This is a genomic window from Streptomyces sp. NPDC127097 (assembly GCF_042724075.1).
Lineage (GTDB): Bacteria > Actinomycetota > Actinomycetes > Streptomycetales > Streptomycetaceae > Streptomyces.
In genome coordinates, this window is sequence record NZ_JBHXFI010000040.1 from 45,653 (window position 1) to 65,359 (window position 19,707).

Annotated in this window: 13 protein-coding genes; 2 read left to right on the plus strand and 11 right to left on the minus strand. The window is 73.1% G+C overall.

Annotation, left to right across the window (positions count from 1 at the left end; translation table 11 throughout):
* Positions 1-114: 114 nt before the first annotated feature.
* Positions 115-957, plus strand: coding sequence for a YceI family protein (locus ACFWJW_RS26320; RefSeq protein WP_387246029.1), 843 nt, complete (start codon positions 115-117; stop codon positions 955-957).
* 33 nt (positions 958-990) lie between these two features.
* Here ACFWJW_RS26320 and ACFWJW_RS26325 read toward each other — a convergent pair whose 3' ends face one another.
* The 8 genes from ACFWJW_RS26325 to ACFWJW_RS26360 form a co-directional block, all read right to left on the minus strand.
* On the minus strand, positions 991-1,761 hold the full coding sequence (locus tag ACFWJW_RS26325) for a TetR/AcrR family transcriptional regulator (protein ID WP_387246066.1): 771 nt from the start codon (positions 1,759-1,761) through the stop codon (positions 991-993).
* A gap of 143 nt (positions 1,762-1,904) precedes the next feature.
* Positions 1,905-3,464: an MFS transporter gene (locus tag ACFWJW_RS26330; RefSeq protein ID WP_387246031.1), complete on the minus strand. Its 1,560-nt coding sequence runs from the start codon at positions 3,462-3,464 to the stop codon at positions 1,905-1,907.
* A gap of 99 nt (positions 3,465-3,563) precedes the next feature.
* Entirely contained in the window at positions 3,564-4,724 is a 1,161-nt protein-coding gene (locus ACFWJW_RS26335; RefSeq protein ID WP_387246033.1) for an RICIN domain-containing protein, read from the minus strand.
* 365 nt (positions 4,725-5,089) lie between these two features.
* Positions 5,090-7,507, minus strand: a complete 2,418-nt coding sequence (locus ACFWJW_RS26340) for an ATP-binding protein (protein ID WP_387246035.1) — start codon at positions 7,505-7,507, stop codon at positions 5,090-5,092.
* Positions 7,508-7,761: 254 nt separating this feature from the next.
* Entirely contained in the window at positions 7,762-10,077 is a 2,316-nt protein-coding gene (locus tag ACFWJW_RS26345; RefSeq protein ID WP_387246037.1) for an ArnT family glycosyltransferase, read from the minus strand.
* Positions 10,074-11,423, minus strand: a complete 1,350-nt coding sequence (locus tag ACFWJW_RS26350; protein ID WP_387246039.1) for a glycosyltransferase — start codon at positions 11,421-11,423, stop codon at positions 10,074-10,076. The genes ACFWJW_RS26345 and ACFWJW_RS26350 overlap by 4 nt, the downstream gene beginning before the upstream one ends.
* A gap of 319 nt (positions 11,424-11,742) precedes the next feature.
* Positions 11,743-13,263 carry a sensor histidine kinase gene (locus ACFWJW_RS26355; protein ID WP_387246041.1) on the minus strand — a complete coding sequence of 507 codons (1,521 nt, stop codon included), beginning with the start codon at positions 13,261-13,263 and terminating at the stop codon, positions 11,743-11,745.
* Between the two features lie 465 nt (positions 13,264-13,728).
* Positions 13,729-14,520: a response regulator transcription factor gene (locus tag ACFWJW_RS26360; RefSeq protein WP_387246043.1), complete on the minus strand. Its 792-nt coding sequence runs from the start codon at positions 14,518-14,520 to the stop codon at positions 13,729-13,731.
* Between the two features lie 578 nt (positions 14,521-15,098).
* Between ACFWJW_RS26360 and ACFWJW_RS26365 the strand changes: the two genes are divergently transcribed.
* The gene (locus ACFWJW_RS26365; protein WP_387246045.1) at positions 15,099-15,662 is read left to right on the plus strand and encodes an NADPH-dependent FMN reductase; all 564 of its coding nucleotides are present in this window, start codon (positions 15,099-15,101) and stop codon (positions 15,660-15,662) included.
* Positions 15,663-15,693: 31 nt separating this feature from the next.
* On the opposite strand, the gene ACFWJW_RS26370 is transcribed toward ACFWJW_RS26365, so the two are convergent.
* The 3 genes from ACFWJW_RS26370 to ACFWJW_RS26380 form a co-directional block, all read right to left on the minus strand.
* A complete protein-coding gene (locus ACFWJW_RS26370; protein WP_387246047.1) occupies positions 15,694-16,569 on the minus strand; it encodes an amidohydrolase family protein in 876 nt (291 codons plus the stop codon).
* An 849-nt stretch (positions 16,570-17,418) separates the two neighbouring features.
* On the minus strand, positions 17,419-18,339 hold the full coding sequence (locus ACFWJW_RS26375; protein WP_387246048.1) for a DUF2797 domain-containing protein: 921 nt from the start codon (positions 18,337-18,339) through the stop codon (positions 17,419-17,421).
* Between the two features lie 278 nt (positions 18,340-18,617).
* A complete protein-coding gene (locus ACFWJW_RS26380) occupies positions 18,618-19,694 on the minus strand; it encodes a GlxA family transcriptional regulator (RefSeq protein ID WP_387246050.1) in 1,077 nt (358 codons plus the stop codon).
* Positions 19,695-19,707 lie beyond the last annotated feature (13 nt).

The following is a 19,707-nucleotide window of genomic DNA, read 5'->3' on the forward strand; positions in this document are numbered from 1 at the left end:
GCAGGGGACGGCCTGCACGCCGCCGCCGGGGCCCGACACCTCCCCACGCTCACGGCCCGGCTCGCACGGGCCCCATGAGCAGGGGACACCACCAGGCAACAAACGGGAGAGGCAATGACTTCGACGGGCGCGGGAGCTGCGGGACTGAGGGCGCAGGTCCGCACACGGGACGGCTGGGCGGTCCAGCACGCCGTAGTGACCGTCACCGATATGACCGGCGCGCAGGTGCTGCGGGCCGCGGCGGACGACGAGGGCGCCATCCGCAGCGCGGAGCCGCTGCCGCCCGGCCCGTACACGGTCATCGTGACGGCCGTCGGCTACGCACCGGTCGCCTCCAGCGCGATCGTGACGGCGAGCGGCCGGATGGACGTGGGCAGCGTCGTGCTGGCCCGGCAGGGCGGGGCCGAGCTGCCGCCGCCCGGTGTCTGGACCATCGACCCGATGCACTCGACGGTGGCGGCGGTCGCCCAGCACCTGGGGATCTCCAGCGTGCACGGCCGGTTCACCGAGTTCGGCGGCCGGATCGAGATCGCCGAGGACCTGAACGCCTCGCGGGTCGAGGCGGACATCAAGGCCGCCTCCATCGACACCGGCAACGGGATGCGCGACGGCCATCTGCGCTCCGAGGACTTCCTGAACGTCGAGGAGTACCCCGAGCTCACCTACCGCAGCTCGGGCCTGTCACCGGCCGGCCCGGACCGCTGGACCGTGCACGGTGAGCTCGGGCTGCACGGTGTCGTACGGCCGGTGGACCTCGAACTGAGCTACCTCGGCACCGGCCCCGACCCTTGGGGCGGGGTGCGCGCCGCGTTCCGTGCCACCGCCGAACTGCGCCGCGAGGACTTCAAGATGAACTACAACCAGGTCGTGGCGGCCGGTGTCGCGGCCATCGGGACCACGCTCAAGGTGGAGCTGGACATCCAGGCGGTGCAGGGGGAGAGCCTGCCGATGGGGTGAGGCCCCCTCCGCCGGGCACGGACCGGCCGGGTGTCACTCCCCCGCCCGCTCCCGCATCGCCTCGATGCCGGCGATCTGGAGATCGAGGGCGAAGGCGAAGTCGCGGTCGCGCATCTCCTCCACGGTGGCCCCGCCGCGGGCCTCCATGATCTTGGTGGTGTTCTCCAGCGTCTCCGCGAACTCCGGAACGCCCTGGACCGAGGTCATCACCTGCTGGAAGTACGCGTCGACGGACACCCCCGCCTCCGCGCAGCGGGCGTTGAACAGGCCCTCGATGGTGGCGAAGCCGTAGACGAACTGGAAGACGGCGGACAGCCCGCCGGAGATCTGCTGGAGCGACAGGCCGCTCTCCTTCATCACCCGCATGCTGGCGTTGGAGAACGCGATCGAGTGCGGGCCGATGTTGATGTACGTGCCCAGCAGCCGGGCCACCCAGGTGTGGCCGGTCAGCAGGGTGCGGTATTCGGTGGCCAGTGAGCGCAGGTGGTCCCGCCAGTCCCGGCCGGTGTCGGCCTCGTCCGGCAGCCGCACCTCGCCCATGACGCGGTCCAGGGCCAGTTCCAGCAGGTCGTCCTTGGTGTCGACGTACCAGTAGACGGACATCGCGGTGACGCCCAGCTCGGCCGCGAGCCGGCGCATGGAGAACTTCGCCAGGCCCTCCGCGTCCAGCAGCCGGACCGTCGCCGCGACGATCTTGTCGAGGTCGAGTCCGGCCGGCTGGTCCGCCTTCCGTTTGAGCGGGGGGCGTTCGGCCAGCCAGACGCTGTTCGACCGCTTCCCGGTGCGGCCGTCCGTCGCTGCCATGGCGCCCCTCCTTGCCCCGGACGTCTGCGGCGTCAGGGTGTCGTCGTCGATGTCGTCGTTGGTGTCGTCGTCGGTCGCGGGCACGTACGCGTGGTCATACGTGCCGTCGGTACGCGCCGTTCACGATCACGTACCCGCCGATGCTATTCCGCCGGGGCGGCCGCCGGTTCCGCACCGGCGGGCGTGGCCGGCACCTCCGGGTCCTGGCCGGCCCGCTCCGCCCGGCGCAGCAGTAGCGCGGCGACCAGTCCGCCGAGGAACACCGCGGCCGCGCCGACCAGCTGGCTGGTGCCGATACCGGCCGCGAAGGCGTCGTGGACGGCGGTGCGTTCGGCGTCCGTACGGGTCCGGGCGAGCGCCGCGGGCAGCGAGCCGGCGCCGGCGGCGGCCAGCGGAAGCAGCGCGACGAAGCGGGAGTTGAGGACCGCGCCGAGGACGGCGACACCGAGGCCCTGGCCGAACTCCATCAGTGTGCCGTTGACCCCCGCCCCCACTCCGGCCTTGGCCGGCGGGATCGCGGACATGATGGCGTTGGCCATCGCCGGCATGGCGAACGCGACACCGACGCCCATCACGATCAGGCCGGTCAGCATGCCGCCGTAGCCGTCGCCGCCGAGCAGCGAGATGGCGGCGAGGCCGGCCGCGAGCAGCGACATCCCGGAGACGATCATGCCGGGGGTGCCGAGCCGGGGCAGCAGCCGTGCGCTCAGACCGGTGAAGTTGAGCAGGATGACGGTGACCGCGAGCGGCGCCATCCGCAGTCCGGCGTCCAGCGGGCCGTAGCCGAGGACCAGTTGGAGATGCTGGGTGAGCAGGAACATCGAGCCGCCCATGCCGAAGGCGACGAGGATGCCGCCGGCGACCGCACCGATGAACCGGCGGTTGCGGAAGAAGTGCATGTCCAGCATCGGATACGGGACGTGCAGCTCCCAGAGCGCGAAGGCGGCGAGGCCGGCCAGGCCGATGGCGGCGGAGACCAGCACCCGGCCGGACAGCCAGCCGGTGACCGGCCCGGAGATGATCGCGAAGACCACGCCGACCATGCCGATCATGGAGAGCAGGGCGCCCAGCAGATCAGGGCACTCGCCGCCGCGGCTGCTGGACTCGGGGACGAGGGCGATGACGGCGGCCAGCGCCATGACGGCGACCGGCAGGTTGACCAGGAACAGCGAGCCCCACCAGAAGTGGTCGAGCAGCGTGCCGCCGATCAGCGGCCCGGCCGCGAACCCGAGCGAGTTGACCGAGCTCCAGATGCCGATGGCCTTGGGGCGCTCGTCGTCGTCGAAGATCTGCATGACGACGGCGAGGGTGGTGGTCACCAGCAGCGCGCCGCCGACGCCCATCCCGGCGCGGGCCGCGATCAGCTGACCGGGCGACTGGGCGAGCCCCGCGCCGAGCGAGGCGACGCCGAAGAGCACCAGGCCGACGGCGAGCATCTTCTTGCGGCCGTAGCGGTCGGCGGAGTTGCCCGCGGTGAGCAGCAGACCGGACTGCACCAGCGAATAGGCGTTGATCATCCACTGGACGTCGGCGGTGCTCGCGCCCAGTTCCCCGGTGAGGGAAGGGATGGCGACGTTGAGGACGGTGTTGTCGAGGATGACCGTCAGCTGGGCCAGGCAGATGACGGCGAGGATCAGCCAGCGGGCGGCGGTCCGGCCCGGTGGCTGGAGCGTGGTGGTGGCGTCGGAGGCCACGGGGGACATACGGGCTCCCTGTACGGTGTATGAGCGAATCATTTACACCGTACAGGGAGTGCTATACGCCGTACATTTTATTTTTGGCCGGGTCGCGGGTACCCGTGGTCAGCAGTACTCCGGCAGGTCGGCGCCGGTCTTGCTGACCCACAGCCCGTTCCCTTCGTCGCCACCGCCGAGGGCGATCTTGGCCACGGCCGGGTTGCTGCTGTCGGCGCCGTAGGTCCACTGGCCCCAGCCGTTGATGTCGAAGACGAAGTGGCCGGTCAGGTCCTGGGTCCGGGGCCGCTCCTCCACCCAGCCGTACTGGCCGTCGGGAACGGTGATGCTCACCTTCTCCGACCAGGTCTTCTGGCTACCGGTGGTGCGTGCGTAGTTGCTCTGCCAGGAGTGGCTGAACTTCGCGCCCAGCTGCGCCGAGAAGACGTCCTTCACGCCCAGCGTCAGGGTGACGCCCACCTCGGCGGTGTCCTGGATCGCCGAGCCCGTCGTGGTGGACTCGATGCTGGTCTCGGTCTGGGTCAGTTCCTTGGTCAGGTCGCCGCCGGTCTCGTTCTTGTCGGTGTGACCGCGGCAGATCGGGGTCCCGTACGTGGGCTCGGAACGGTCGGTGATCTCCCACTTGCAGTACGCGTGGTCCTTGTCGCACTTGGTCATCGCATAGGACGCCGCGAGGCTGTACATGGCCGGGGTCTCCCGCGCGTCCCCGGCGGCCGGGTCGTGGATGCTGAAGAACGACGCCTGGTCGCCGGAGTTGCAGGTGTAGGACCCGACGTGGTTCGAGTGGTAGACGAAGTTCTGCCCGCTGTACCCGCCCTGGGCGTTCATGCAGGAGTCGTCCTTGACCGAGCGGATCATGAACCCGTCGGAGGGCGTCGGCTGGAGGTACCACTTCTGGGTGTCGACGTTCGCACAGTCGGCCTCCGCCATCCATCCGAGGTAGTGACCGTCGTCCTGGGCGATGCACTTGCCGCCGTCGTTGACCACCATCTGGAAACTGCCGTCGCCGGTGTTCCGCAGCTGGAACTTCTGGTTGTCGCCGGTCGGGTCGCCCTTCGGCACGACGTTGAGGTGCCCCCAGTTCGCGGCGCCGTCGCCGCCCCAGCCCCGTGCGACGTCCAGCACCCGCCAGTTGGGCGCCTCCAGCTTGCTGTAGATCGTCACGCACTGGAGGGGCTGGCTACAGTCCCGGCCGCCATCGGCCCGCGCCTCCCCCGTCCCGAACGGCGTGACGATGAGCCCGAGGCACATCGTCAGGGCGATCGCCACCGCCGTACCCAAGCGCGCACACAGACGGCCGGATCTCCCGGCCCATCGTGCAGTCATTTCCGGTGCCCCACTTCTTCCTGCTGGTCGTGGTGAGGGGTGGCACCCGACCCGGCACCACGCCCCCTGCTCCTCCGCGCGGGCGAGCGGAACGCCACCGTGCGCGGGACGGTCCGCCGGACGCATCGGGAGACCCGTCCGGCGGACCGGACGGGTCGCCGCCCCCGACGCGGCGACCGCCGCACCACGATCACCGTCGCGGCCCGCCCGGCGGTAGCGGAGAACTACCTGTACGCGGGTACCTGCATCCGGGAGCGGGCCCCGCCCGGCGGGACGGTCAGGGGCTCGGGGGCCGGTCAGAGGACCGGTCAGGGGGCCGTAACGCCCTGGGCGACGGCCCAGACGGCGACCTGGGTCCGGGAGTGGAAGCCGAGTTTGGCCAGGATGCGCTGCACATGCCCCTCGGCGGTGCGGGCGGAGATCACGAGCCTGGCGGCGATCTCCTTGTCGGTCAGTCCCGCCACGAGCAGCGAGACGACCTGGTGCTCCCGCCGGGTCAACGGCCCCGGCGCGCCCGGCCGGGCCGGCCGCTCCTCGACCGGGTCCGGGCGGCCCAGCGCGCAGGCGATCGCCTCGTCGAGGGGGAGGCCGGCCCCGTCCCGTACCGCGGCGGCGAAGGGCGCGTCGCCGAGCGCACTCCGCAGCCGCAGCTCGCACTCGGTGTGATGCTGGAGCAGACGGCCCAGACCGGGCAGTGCGGCTCCCAGGGACACCCACAGCGTCTGCGCCGCCCCGAGCAGCCTGGCCGCCTGAAGCGGCTTGCCGTCCCGCGCGGTGGCCCAGGCGAGCACCTCCAGACACTGGGCCGTGGCCAGCAGGTTGTAGTGCGGGAGCTCGCCCCGCAACGCGTCCTGGAGCAGGGCGATCGCCTCCCCGGTGCTCCCGGCCAGCCAGCGCTGGAGCCCGAGCGCCCACAGCGCGTACGAACGGGACCAGCGCGCGTCATGGGTGTCGCACAGGGCCAGACACTCCTCGCCGAGCGGGGTGGCCCGGGGGTCGTCGGCCAGGCAGTACGAGAGGGCGAGCAGGAACAGGGTCGTCCACTGGGCCCCGAGGTCCCCGTTGGCGCGGTGCCGGCCGAGCGCGTCCTCCAGCAGGGGTATCGCCCGGCGGAACTCGTCCTGGAAGAGCGCGGCGAGACCGGCGAACTGCACCGCGTCGGCGAGCGGCCCGGCCTCGCCCAGGGTGTCCGCGAGCTCCTGGCAGGCGGCCAGCCGGGCGTGCCCGGTCGCCACGTCCCCGCGCAGGAAGGCGAGCCAGCCGTCGACCCACAGCGCCCTGGCGCGGGCCGGGCTGGGACCGGTGTCCAGCGCCAGCGCCCGGCCGAGCCAGCTGCGCTGCTCCTCCACTCCGCTCACCCCGAGCCGGTGGCTCCACAGCGAGGTGACCAGCTGGAGCCCGGCGCGGTGCTCCCCGGGCGTCCCCAGGCAGAACTCCAGCGCCGCCCGGAGGTTGGCGTTCTCCAGGCGCAGGCGGGCGAACCACGCCATCTGCCGGGGGCCGAACCACTCGGCCTCCGCACGGGTGGCCAACTGCTGGTAGTGGTCGCGGTGGCGGCGGCGTACGGTCTCCCGCCGCGGGCCGGTCCCGCCGTCCTCAAGGAGGGCGCGACCGTACTGCCGGATGGTCTCCAGCATCCGGTACCGCACCTGGCCCTGGTGGTCCTCGCGGCTCAGGATCGACTTGTCCACCAGCTCGGTCACCACATCGAGCACCGTCTCGCGGGGCAGCCCCTCCCCGGCACAGACCTCTTCGACCGCCTCCAGGTCGAACCCGCCGCAGAAGACGGACAGCGACGCCCACAGCCGCTGCTCGGGCGGCGTGCACAGCTCGTAGCTCCAGTCGATCGCCGCCCGCAGGGTCCGCCAACGGGGCAGCGCGGCGCGGCTGCCGCGGGTCAGCAGCGCGAAGCGGTTGTCGAGCCGGTCGAGTATCTGACGGGGCGACAGTACCCGCAGCCGGGCCGCCGCCAGCTCGATGGCCAGCGGTATGCCCTCCAGCCGGTGGCAGATCCGGGCGACCGTCACCAGGGTGTCCGGGCTGAGGATGAAGTCGCCGTACACCGCCAGGGCCCGGTCGGCGAACAGCCGCACGGCCTCGTACCTGGCCAGCTCCCCGGGCGGCACCGGGTGGCCCAACTCCGGCGTCGACAGCGGCGGTACGACCATCAAGTGCTCACCCTCGACCCGCAACGCCTGCCGGCTGGTGGCCAGCACCTGCATACCGGGTGCCGCCGCCAGCAACACCCGGATCAACTCCGCGCAGGCGTCCAGGAGATGTTCGCAGTTGTCCAGCACCAGCAGCAGCCGCCGGTCCTGGAGATGGTCGGCCAGCGTCCGCATCGGCGGCCGGGCCGAATCGTGGTCCAGCCCCAGCGCGGCCAGCACCGTCTGCGCGAGCAGGGCGCCGTCCTCCAGCGGCGCCAGGTCCACCACCCACACCCCGCCGGGGTAGGACCGCCGCACCTCCGAGGCCACCCGCAGCGCCAGCCGGGTCTTGCCGATGCCACCCGCCCCGGTCAGCGTCAACAACCGGGTACGGGTGAGCAGTTGGCGCGCCCCGTCCACCTCCCGCCGACGCCCGACGAAGCTCGTCAGCTCCGCCTGCACCTCCCCGCCCGCCGGGCCCGGACCGGCCCCCGGGGAGCTGTGGTCCGTCCGTTCGGCGGGGTGATGGCCGGTGGCCCGGTGGTCGTTCTCCATGCTGCGTCGTGCCCTCTCGCTCATGTGCCGCGTTCCGGATGGCCGAGACGGCATCATTTTCAGCCATCCGGAACGCTCTCCCTCAAATGGAGGGGTAACGGACCGAGAGGTAGCGGACGGAGCGGGAGGGGGAGCATCGACGGGTCGTCGGCGGGGTGAACGTCCGGGGGTGGGGGCCGGGGGCCGGGGTGGGGCTGGGGCCCGGCGTCTTCATGCCGGGCTGAGGGTGCCGGCCGTTCTTCGTTCAGCCCTTCTTCGTGAGGTGCTGGGTGGCGGCATCACCCGCGCTTCGTCAGGTCGTAGAAGGTGGCGCCGCCGACCGTGACCCTCTTGAAGTTCTGCTTCACCCAGGAGTCGATCCGCGACGCGCTTCCCTGGCCGCCACCGGGACCGCCGGTACCGCCGGGGCGGCCCTTGGCGCCGGGCCCCTTGGCGCCGGGACGACCGGGGCCACCGCCCGATCCGCCGCCGATGAAGTAGTGGATCTTCCCTTCCGCGACATACGTCTTGAACTGCGCGAGGGTCGGCGACGGGTCGCTCCCGTTGAAGCCGCCGATCGCCATCACCGGCTTCTCGGTGGCGAGTTGGTAGCTCGCGGCGGTCTGGGAGCCGGTGCCCGCGGCCGCCCAGGTGTAGTCGTCCGCGTCCTTCACCAGCAGCGCCTTGGCCTGGTCGCTGACCTTGGCGCCGTTGAGCAGACCGCCCATGCCGCCCGGACCCCGGCCCTGGGCGCCCTGGCCCGGCGGGAGGGCCTGGCCGGCGGCCCGGCCGCCCTGGCCGGTGCCCGGTGCCCCGCCACCCGGAGCGCCACCCGGTGCCCCGCCGTTGTGGCCCGGCATGCCGCCGCCCGGCATCCTGCCGCGCGGGAACCCGCCGCCGGGGCCGCCCATGCCGCCCCGCACCGAGGGACCGGCCGTGACGATGGAGCCGCCCTTCGCCGTGTTGACCGTATTGAGCGTGTACGCCACCGGCCCGGCCAGCGCCGTCACCACCCCGAGCCCGGCCGCGAGCACCGCGATCCGCCGGCCCGCCCGTACGGGGGCAGCACCCGATACCGGCCTGCTGTCCGACGCAGGCGCACCACCCGATGCAGGCGCGCCACCCGATACGGGCGCGCCACCCGGCCCACGGGCTCCGCCCGTTGCCGACGCTCCCTCCGATGCCGGCGCTCGATCCACCGCCGGCGCCCCGTCCCGTCGTACCGCCACCAGCAGCCCCAGCGCCGCCAGCAGGCCGAGGGCCGCCACGGTCCAGCGCAGCCACGGCAGCCAGTCCGGCGAGCGGTTCAGCAGCACGAACGACCATCCGGCGGTCACCGCGACCGTCCCGGCCAGGACGTATGCGGCGAGCCGTCCGCCGCGCCGCCACAGCAGCGCCGCGCCCATCCCGACCAGCGCCGCGATATACGGGGCCAGCGCGATGTTGTAGTACTGATGGAAGATCCCGGACATGAAGCTGAAGGTCGTGAAGGTCATCAGCAGCGCGCCGCCCCAGACCAGGAACTCCGCCCGCTGCGCGGCCTGTTCGGCGGCGACCGCGCGCCGCGCCCGCCAGAGCACCGCCACCGCCGCGACCAGCAGGATCAGCGCCGCGGGCAGCAGCCAGGAGATCTGCCCGCCCATGTCGGACGAGAACAGCCGGGTGATGCCGGTCTCGCCCCAGCCACCGCCGCCGCCGGGACGGCCGCCGCCCCCGACGCTGCCGGTCTCGTTGCCGGTGATCCGCCCGAAGCCGTTGTAGCCGAAGGTCAGCTCCAGGAAGCTGTTGTGCTGCGAGCCGCCGATATACGGGCGGGAGGCCGCCGGCCACAGTTCGACGAGCGCCACCCACCAGCCGCCGGACAGCACGATCGCCGGCCCGGCGAGCAGCAGCTGACCGAACCGCCGGCGCAGCGCGACCGGCGCACAGCAGGCGTAGACGACGGCGAGCGGCGGCAGAATCAGCCACGCCTGGAGCGTCTTGGTGAGAAACCCGAGCCCGAAGCAGACCCCGGCCAGGACCAGCCACTTCGTCCGGCCGTCCTCCAGGGCACGCAGGACGCAGGCGATCGCGCAGACCATCAGCAGGCACAGCAGCGCATCGGGGTTGTTGAAGCGGAACATGAGGGCCGCGACCGGCGTCACCGCCAGCGCGCCGCCCGCGAGCAGCCCCGCGCCCGCGCCGAACCGCCGCCGTACGGCCCCATGGAGCACCCCGACCGCCGCCACGCCCATCAGCGCCTCGGGCACCAGCACCGCCCAGGAGCTGAGACCGAAGAGCCGTACGGACAGCGCCATCGGCCACAGCGCGGCCGGCGGCTTGTCGACGGTGATGGAGTTCGCCGCGTCCGACGAACCGAAGAAGAATGCCTTCCAGCTCTCGCTGCCGGCCTGTACGGCAGCCGAGTAGAACTGGTTGGCGTAGCCGGAAGCGGCCAGGCTCCAGAGGTAGAGCACCGCCGTGACCAGCAGCAATGCCAGCAGTGCGGGCCGCTCCCAGCGGGCCGCCGGCTCCGGTGCCACGGGCGTCGGGGCGTCGGTGAGCGACAGCGGCACGCCCTCCTGTGCGGCGGACGGCGGCGGGGCCGGGGTGCCGGGCCGTTGTTGCGGGGTCATCGAGTGCTCCTGGTGAGGTCGTTCCGGTCGTACGAGGGGTGCGGCGCCGCGGCGAGGTCGTCCCGGCGCTCGCGGTCCGGGAAGACCCAGGCGCGGAAGAGCAGGAAACGCAGCACCGTCGCCGCGAGGTTGGCGGACACCAGCACCGCGAGTTCGGTGCCGTGCGCGGCGCTGCCCCCGGCGGCGTCGAGGGCCGCGAGCGAGCCGCTGGTCAGCACCAGTCCGATGGCGAAGACCACCAGCCCCTGCGCCTGATGGCGGACCGCCCGGTCCCGGCCCCGTACCCCGAAGGTCAGCCGCCGGTTGGCGGCCGTATTGGCGAGCGCCGACACCAACAGCGCGGCGGCATTGGCCAGTTGGGCGCCCGTCCCGAGGCGGAAGAGGGAGTAGAGGCCGAGGTAGAGCAGGGTGCTCAGCCCGCCGACGACACAGAAGCCGACCAGCTGACGGGCCAGCCCGCCGGGCACCCCGGTCAGCTCACGGTCCCGCGGATCGTCCCCGAACGGCCGGGCCAGCCGGTCCAGCGGCAGCCCGCCGGTCGCCAGCGCCCGCCCCACCCGCCAGACGCCCTTGAGGTCCTCGGCGGCCGTCCGCACGAGATGCACGGTGCTGTGCGGGTCGTCGATCCAGTCCACCGGCACCTCGTGGATCCGCAGCCCGGCCCGCTCCGCGAGCACCAGCAGCTCGGTGTCGAAGAACCACCCGGTGTCCTCGACCATCGGCAGCAGCCGCTCGGCGACCTCACCGCGGATGGCCTTGAACCCGCACTGCGCGTCGGAGAACCGTGCGGCGAGCGAGCCCCGCAGGATGAGGTTGTACATCCGGGAGATGAACTCCCGCTTCGGCCCCCGCACCACCCGTGCGCTCCGGCTGAGCCGGGAGCCGATCGCCAGATCCGAGTGCCCGGAGATCAGCGGCGCCACCAGCGGCAGCAGCGCGTTGAGGTCGGTGGACAGATCGACGTCCATATAGGCCAGCACCGGCGCTTCGGACAGCGACCACACGGTGCGCAGCGCCCGCCCCCGCCCCTTCTGCTCCAGCCGTACCGCGGTGACCTCGTCGAGCGCCTCGTCGAGGTCGGCGGCGACTTCCGGCGTACGGTCCGTGCTCGCGTTGTCGGCGATGGTGATCCGGAAGCCGTACGGGAAGGTGCGGACGAGGTGCTCGCGCAGCCGTCGCACACAGGCTTCGAGGTCGCGCTCCTCGTTGTACACGGGGATCACCACATCGAGGACGGTCGCGCTCTGGCCGAGCCGCAGATGCTCACGTGGTGGCAGGGAGCCCAGCGGGACGCGGGGCGGCGGTGTGCGGGGCGGCGGTGTGCGGGGCGGCGGTGTCGTCGTCATGCCACGACGTTCGCCGGACCGGCTGTCATGGGGGTGTGGTGAGGCTGTGGTGCGGCTGTGAGTGGGTGGGGGGCGGGCGGTGATCGGCGCGGCTACCCGGGCCGGGGAGCGGCGCGGCAGCCCTGGCCGGGGAGCGGCGCGGCAAGCTGGGCTCGTGACCGGTGCGTCGCCCGGCCGTTGACCGGGGCCTTCGGGCTTGTGACGGGTACCTTCCGGCTCGTGGCCCGTTCGTCCCGGCTCGTGTCCGGCTCGTGGACGGTTCTCCTCCCGGCTCGTGGCCGGTTCCTCCGGGTCGTGCTCCGGGCTCGTGACGGGCGGCTTACCGGCCGGTGCCCGGCGCCGTCCCTCCCGCCGTCTCGCACGCCGTCCCTCCCGCCGTCCCTCCCGCCGTCTCGCACGCCGTCTCGCACGCTTTCGACGGGGCCGCCGCCGTCGGCAGTGTCACCGTGAAGACCGTCCGCCCCGGCACACTGCCGACCCCGACCGTGCCGCCGTGCGCAGCCACCACCGCCTGCACGATGGCGAGGCCGAGCCCGGTGCTCCCGGCGGCCCGCGAACGCGAGGCATCGCCCCGGGCGAAGCGCTCGAAGACATGCGGGAGAAGCTCCGCCGGAATGCCCGGCCCGTCGTCCCGCACCTCCAGCTGGACGCCCCCGCCGCGACCGGCGGCAGCGCCCGCAGCGGCCCGTACGCTCGCGGTCACCGTGGTCCCCTCCGGCGTATGCGTACGGGCATTGGCGAGCAGATTCACCAGGATCTGGTGCAGCCGCCCGGCATCGCCGTACACCACCGCCGGCTCATCGGGCAGCTCCAGCCGCCACCGGTGACCGGGCCCGGCGACCCGGGCGTCGCTCACCGCATCGACCACCAGCGGTGACAGATCGATGGGTTCGTACGCCAGCGGACGCCCGGAATCCAGCCGGGCGAGCAGCAGCAGATCCTCCACCAGCCCCGTCATACGCTCCGCCTCCGACTCGATCCGGCCCAGGGCGTGCCGGGTCTCCGGCCCCGGCTGCTCCTGCCCGCGCCGGGTCAGCTCGGCGTAACCCCGGATCGACGCGAGCGGGGTACGCAGCTCATGGCTGGCATCGGCGACGAACCGCCGCACCCGCGTCTCGCTCTCCTGACGGGCCGCGAGCGCCGAACCGACATGGCCCAGCATCCGGTTCAGCGCCGCACCGACCTGCCCGACCTCCGTACGCCCGTCCGACTCGGACGCCGGCACCCGGACATGCAGCGCCACATCGCCTTGGTGGAGCGGGAGTTCGGAGACCCGTGTGGCGGTGGCGGCGACCCGGCGCAGCGGCCGCAGCGCGATCCCGACCATGGCGGAGCCGGCGAGCCCGACCGCCGCCAGCCCGGCGGCCGTCACACACGCCTCGATGAGGACGAGCCTGCCGACGGTCTTCTGCACATTGGCGAGCGGCAGGCCGAGCACCAGGGAGCCGTCCTTGGCGGACTCCACCCGGTAGTCACCGAGTCCGGGCAGCTCGGCGGTGTGTGACCGGCCGTCCCTCGGCACCCTGTTCAGCGCCGCGACCTGCGCCTTGGTCAGGTCCGTCAGCCGCTCCTCGGGCAGCCGGCCGGTCGGGTTGGTCAGTTTCGCTCCGGCCTCGGCCGTCCCCCCGGGCCCGATCCGCGCCCCCACGGCGTCGAGGGGCTGGGCCATCGCCACGAAGTCCAGGCTGCCCTGGGGAAGCCGCGGATCATGTGGCCGCGGCATCTGGGCACGCATCACGAAGTCATGCACCTGCCGGTCCAACTGCCCCTGCATATAGGAGTGCAGCGCAATGCTGGTCACAGTCCCGATGACGGCCGCGACGACCGCGATCAGGGCCACCGCGGACACCACGAGCCGGGTCCGGAGAGACCATCGGCGACGGGGGGCGGGGGGCCGGAGGACTTTCGGAGGGTGCGGGGGACCGGGGTGGTTGGGGTGGTTGGGGTGGTTGGGGTGGTTGGGCGAGGCGGACGGCTCGGGGGGCTGCGGGGGCCGCCGGCGCTGGTCGGGCGGGGCGGACCGGTCGGGCCGACGCTGGTCGGGCCGGCGCTGGTCAGATCGGCGCTGGTCAGGCCGGCGCTGGTCAGGCCGTTGCTGGTCGGGGTGCTCGTGCCGACCTGGCCGATCGGGGTGCTCGTGCCGACCTGGCCAGTCGGGGTGCTCGTGCCGATCTGGCCGGTCGGAGTGCTCGTGCCGATCTGGCCGGTCGGAGTGCTCGTGCCGATCTGGCCGGTCGGAGTGCTCGTGCCGATCTGGCCGGTCGGAGTGCTCGGGCGCCGTGGCGGGCTTCCCGCTCACCGTCCGCTACCCGCCCGGCTTGATGAGATAGCCCGCGCCCCGCCGGGTGTGGATCATCGGCGCCCGCCCCACGTCGATCTTCCGCCGCAGATACGAGATGTACAGCTCCACCACATTGGCCTGGCCGCCGAAGTCATAGCTCCAGACCCGGTCGAGGATCTGGGTTTTGCTCAGCACCCGCCGCGGATTGCGCATCAGATAGCGCAGCAGCTCGAACTCGGTGGCCGTCAGATGAATCTCCTGGCCGTCCCGCCACACCTCGTGGCTGTCCTCGTCGAGCACCAGATCGCCCACCGTCAGCCGCGATTCGCTCCGCGCGGCGGCCGCACCGGCCCGGCGCAGCAGCCCCCGCAGCCTGGCCACCACCTCTTCCAGGCTGAACGGCTTGGTGACGTAGTCGTCGCCGCCCGCCGTCAGTCCGGCGATCCGGTCCTCGACCGCGTCCTTGGCGGTCAGGAACAGCACCGGCACATCCGGCAGTTCCCGCCGCAGCCGCCCGAGCACCGTCAGCCCGTCCATGTCCGGCAGCATGACGTCGAGCAGCACCGCATCCGGCCGCCAACTACGGGCACAGCGCAGCGCACCGGCGCCGTCCCCCTCCGCGCGGATGTCCCAGCCCTCGTAACGCAGCGCGAGCGACAGCAGATCGGCGAGCGAGGTCTCATCGTCCACGACCAGCACCCGCACGGGACTCCCGTCGGCCCGCGACAGCTCCGGCTGCTTCCCCGGCGCACCTCTGGAGGACGACGCCGGAGCCGGCAGACGAAACGACGCTGAGGACGAGGAAGTCACGGTCATGCTCCGGAGCTTGACCCGCCCCCGTGAGAGCTCCCTTGCGCCTTTCTGTGAATCTCCTGAGAATCCGCCATGCCTTCTCTCTCTGCCTCTCCCCCCGGCCCCGGGGCCCCCGCCCCACCCCACCCCTGCCCACCACCAGCCACCAACGACGGCCCACCGTCAGCCGTCAGCCGTCAGCCGTCAGCCGTCAGCCGTCAGCCGTCAGCCGTCAGCCAACAACGACCCCTCGCCTGCCGCGAGTCGGTATCCGCCGGCCGTCCGTGGACCGACCTGGGCCGCCCCCCGCGCGGTCCAGGTCGATCACCACTTCTTAAGCATCGCACCTGCCACTGACAATGGCCCTGACCAGCACTTTCCTTGCCTTGACGGCTACGGAGGACTCCCGCGAGACCCCCCGGCCGCCCCTCGGCCACCCCCTCCACAGCCTCTCCGGGCCGCCCGCGTGGACCGCCGCGTGGGTCGCCCGGCTCGTCCGCGCCCGCGTGGACCGCCCGCGTTGGCCCCCTCCCCGTCCGCGCCCGCCCGCGCCCGTCCGGCCCACCCCGCCTCCCACCGACCGACCGCGTACCGTCGCCGGCATGAGACTCCTCGCCCTTTCCGGCAGCCTGCGGGCGCGCTCCTCCAACGGTGCGGTGCTGCGCTCCGCGCTCACCTTCTGGGACGGTCCGGCCACCACCGCGGACCTCGGCGCGCTCCCGCACTTCAACCCCGACCTGGACGGCGAGGACGCCACACCCCCGGCCCCGGTCGCCGCCTTGCGCACCGCCGCCGCGGCCGCCGACGCCCTGCTCGTCGTCAGCCCCGAATACGCGCACGGAGTCCCCGGCGTCCTCAAGAACGCCCTCGACTGGCTGGTCAGCAGCGGCGAATGCGTCAGCAAACCGGTCGCGGTGATCACCGCCTCGCCGTTCCCCACCGGCGGGGACCACGCCAACGCCCAGCTACGCGAGGTCCTGCGCACGATGTCCGGCGAGGTCGTGACGGCGGCCTGCCGCGAAATCCCCGCCATCGGCCCAAAGGTCGACCCCACTACGGAACGGGTCAAGGACGAGGCCACCCTCACCGATCTGCGCGTAGCCATGTCTCATCTGGCAGCAACCGCAGCCGCCACCGCAACCACCGCCCCGCTCCCCACACCATGAAGGCGGCGGCCCGCCCCGCCCTCCGGCCCGCTCACACTCCGAACAACCGCGCCGCGTTCCCGTAACAGACCCCGCGCAGCCAGTCCTCCCCCAGCTCCAGCCCGGCGAGCACGTCCAGCGCATGCGCGTACCCGTAGGGGATGTTGGGGAAGTCGCTGCCGAACAGCACCCGCTCACCGAGGTCCCCGAGCCGGCCGCGCTCCGCCCGCGGGAACGGCGCGCTCCGCTCGGAGAAGTCCGTGAACGCCATGGTCGTATCGAGGTACACACTCGGATAGCGCTGCGCGAGGTCCAGGAAGTCGGCGTACTCGGGCATCCCCATATGGGCGACGATCAGCCGCAGCCGTGGGTGCCGGGCCAGCAGCCGTGCGATCGGCTCGGGCCCGGTGTGCTTGCCCGGCACCGGGCCGGACCCGCAGTGGGTGACGACCGGCACCCCGGCCTCCGCGAGGGCTCCCCACACCGGGTCGAGCAGCGCATCGGCCGGGTCGTATCCGCCCACCTGCACATGCGCCTTGAAAACCCTTGCCCCGTCGGCCAGTTCGGCGCGCACGTACTCCGCGGCACCGTCCTCCGGGAAGAACGTCGCGGTCCGCAGACAGTCCGGCGTACGGGAGGCGAAGTCCGCCGCCCAGCCGTTCAGCCAGCGCGCCATCCCCGGCTTGTGCGGATAGATCATCGAGGTGAAGGCGCGTACGCCGAAGCCGCGCAGCACCGCCAGCCGCTCGTCCTCCTCGAACCGGTACGTGATCGGCCACACCCGGCCCACCAGCGGCCCGGCCGAATCGAAGTACGCCCAGACCTTCGCCATCACCCGCTCGGGCATGAAGTGCGTATGCACATCGATCAGCCCCGGCAGCCCCAACTCCCGCCAGAACGCGCCGACCCGCTCATCCCCGTCCGCCACGCCGGGCCCCTCCCTTACGGTTCCACCACTACGGCCTCGCCCCTACGACCCCGGCCTACACAGCCCGACCCGCCCCTACGCAGATACCCGATCCGGCGACTCCCCTACGGAACCCCTCCGGCCCGAACCGAACGCCCCGGCGCGACCGAGCCGCTCCAGCACGAACCGAACGCCTCCGCACGGCCGAAGCCCTCCGGCACACGGCACGCGGCACCCACGGCCCACCCGCACCCACGGGGCCGTGCGGACCACGTGGGCCGTGCGAGCCGCGTAGGTCAGGTGAGCGCGGGGCCGTTCGTGCCCGTGACGCCGTAGGGCCCGTGGCGCCGTCCGAGCCGCCTGGCCGGTATCGCCCGCGTACCCGTGCAGCCCACGTAGCGACCCGCTGAGCCACCAGCCCGCCATCTACCTGCACCCAGCATCTAAACGCTCGCCCCCGCCCCGGAACAACCCCCGTCAGCCGCTTCCCGCACAACTCCGGCGCACCCCCGACACGAAGGCCCCCGGGCACCCCGAACCTGAAGGCCCCCGCGCGCCCTCACGGCCGGGACACGAGCCCGAAGCCCGGAGCCCGAAGCCCGAAGCCCGAAGCCCGAAGCCCGAAGCCCGAAGCCCGAAGCCCGAAGCCCGAAGCCCCGAGAAGGCTGACAGCCCGAACACCCCCGACAACACCCCAGCCAAGCAAAGCAGCGACGCGCCCCTCCCCCCCACCACGGCAGCCGCCCCGCAAGCCATCCGACCACCTCGGTGCGTCGGCCGACCACCACCGGGCCGCGCCAGGCCGGGCCGCGCCGCGCCCACTACCGCCCGGGCACCCGCCCACCACCAGGCCGACCCGCCCCCACCACCTCAGAACAACCCCTCCTGCCCCGCCCCCTCCCCCTGCCGCTCCCGTTCTCCCGCCGCGCGCCCCGTGGCCCGTACCGGCACCGTCGTCACCCGCCCCGACGCGGCCCCCAGGACCCACCCGGACAACAGCCGCGCATCCATCACCGCAACCGCACCCACACCCGCACCCCCACCGAACCCACCGGCCCCCGCCCGCTCCCCGCCCCCGTTCGCATCCCCATCCCCATCCCCGCCCCCGACCCCGTCCCCCGCCAACCGCAGATACACATCGGCCCCCACCCCGGTCAGCACCTCCCCCACGATCTCCGCCCCGGCCGTCATGCCGCCCAGCTCCGCCACCTCGCCCGGAATCCGGTCGAGGCCGAACAGCTCCGTATGGTCGGCGCAGGCGAACTCCACCGGCTCCAGCGTCTCCGGCCAGCCCGCCAGCTCCCGTGCCGTGCGATGCAGTTGAGCCAGCTCGGCGGCCCGGTCGGGCACCGGGGGCAGCGCCCCGCGCGCCGCCCGCTTGGCCGCCTTCGTGAACCGGTCGGGCACCGCCAGCGCACTCCCCAGCAGCGCCTCCGCCCGCCGCGCCGCCATCAACGGCCCCCGCCCCAGCCATGCGTACGCCACCGCCCCCTGCTCCACCAGCCGGGCCGGTCCGCGCTCGGCAGCCGTGATCCCCACCTTGAGCAGCCCGGGGCCGAAGTACGCGAGATAGACCCCGTACGGCCGCGGATCGTCGGCCATGGTGTCCGCGGCCACCGAACGCGACCGGTCCAACTGGGCGCACCGCGCACACTGATCCCTGGCACTCGCCCCGTCGAGCACCGCCCCATACGGGCACACGATCCAGCGGCCGGCCCGCCGCACCCCCAGACACAGCCGCTCACCCTGCGCGGCGAAGGCCAGCAGCTTGCCCGCGGGGAGCATGCTCATCCGCTCCTCGCCCCGCTCGGCGCAATACCAGCCGAGCCGCTGCCCGAACCGCCCCGCCGGCCCCGACCCCGGCCCACCGCCCGACCAGCGCGGTCCCGTACATCGCCACACACCGCCAGCGTACGACCACCCACTGACAACGCCACCCGCCCACCGCCGCCCCTGGGCCCCGGCCCCGCACCCGCCCCTCAGCCCACCCACTCCCTCAGCCGACCGACCCCCTCAGCCCCCGCCCCTCTCAGCCCACCAACTCTCCCCCTCAAGCCACCAACTCCCCCTCAAGCCACCAACCCGCCCCCACCCCCCGGCCCCCGAAACGTGCTCCGATACGCCCGCGGCGACACCCCCAGCGCCGACTGGAGATGCTGCCGCAGCGAGGCCGCCGTCCCGAAGCCCGCCTCGGCCGCGATCCGGTCCACCGTCAGCTCCGTCTCCTCCAGCAACTGCCGGGCCCGCTCGATCCGTTGCTGCGTCAGCCACTGGAGCGGCGAGATGCCGACCTCCTCCCGGAACCGCCGGGTGAAGGTCCTCACGCTCATCGACTCCCGCGCCGCCAGCTCCCGCAGGCTCAGCGGCCGGTCCAGGTGCTCCAGCGCCCAGGCCCGCGCCACCCCGGTGGACGAGATCTGCGGCTCCGGCACCGGCCGCCGGATGTACTGCGCCTGCCCGCCCTCCCGATGGGGCGGCACGACCGTCCGCCGCGCCACGTCGTTGGCCACCGCCGCCCCGTGATCGCACCGCACCATGTGCAGACACAGATCGATCCCGGAGGCGACCCCGGCCGCAGTCAGCACCTCGCCCTCGTCCGTGTAGAGCACATCCGCGTCCAGCTCGACGGCCGGGAACAACCGGCGGAAGTCCGCCACCGAGCGCCAGTGGGTGGTCGCCCGCCGCCCGTCCAGCAGCCCGGCCGCGGCCAGCACGAACGCGCCGGTGCAGATGGACGCGATCCGGGTCCCGGGCCGAATACGGCCCAGCGCCTCGGCCATCGCCGGACTCAGCCGCCCGGCGCTCCGCTCCGCCCCCAGGTCGTAGTCCGCGCCGGACGCCGGTACGACCACGGTGTCGGCCTCCGCCAGCGCCTCCGGCCCGTGCGCGACATTCACCGTGAAGTCCGTGTCCGTCCGCACCTCACCGGGCTCCAGCGCGCAGGTCACCAGCTCGTAAAGCCGCTCCCCGGCCGCCGACCGGGCCTCCCCGAAGATCCGGTGCACGATGCCCACCTCGATCGGCAGCATCCCGTCCCGCACCAGCACCACGACCCGATGCCGCCGCCCGCTCCCCGGAACGGCCCGCACCCGCCGGCCCGCACCACCACTGCCCCCGCTACCGCTTCCGCTCTCCACTACACCCATGGCCCGATCCTTG